Source organism: Citrobacter sp. wls613, assembly GCF_005281195.1.
GTDB lineage: Bacteria > Pseudomonadota > Gammaproteobacteria > Enterobacterales > Enterobacteriaceae > Citrobacter > Citrobacter gillenii.
Window position 1 is genome coordinate 27,569 of sequence record NZ_SZXN01000030.1, and the last position, 418, is coordinate 27,986.

Annotated in this window: 1 protein-coding gene; it reads left to right on the forward strand. The window is 54.3% G+C overall.

What is annotated here, in order from left to right; genetic code table 11:
- On the forward strand, positions 1 to 418 hold a 418-nt coding region (locus FDX01_RS04450), incomplete at both ends, for a hypothetical protein (RefSeq protein ID WP_137399307.1).

Here is a 418-nt window from a genome sequence, read left to right on the forward strand (position 1 = left end):
CAAACAACGCCATATCTTCACGTTCCGTGTACTTGAGACCGGTCGCCTGCGTCAGATTCCTATTGAACACGGCTCGCAAATGGCTGTTCTCGACGGCAGCACGGACGAGATTGAAGCGGTGATCAAACATCATCAGGTGTATGGCCTGATTGATGCCTCCAAAATCGACCAGAGCCGCCAGTTTGTTGGCCTTTGCTACAGCATCGATAAGCCAGTCTCCGCGAACATCATTGAAAAGACGATCCGCGACAATGACGACCACCTTACCCGCAACGCGCACAATCGCCGCCAGGCATCCGTTGCCGCGCTGGATACCTCCCTGCGTGAAAGCGGGATCGGCTATGACGGTGAAATGGAATTTAGCGCCGAGCAGGCGAAAGGTCGTGATGAGACTGACGACACGCCAACCGTTAATGAA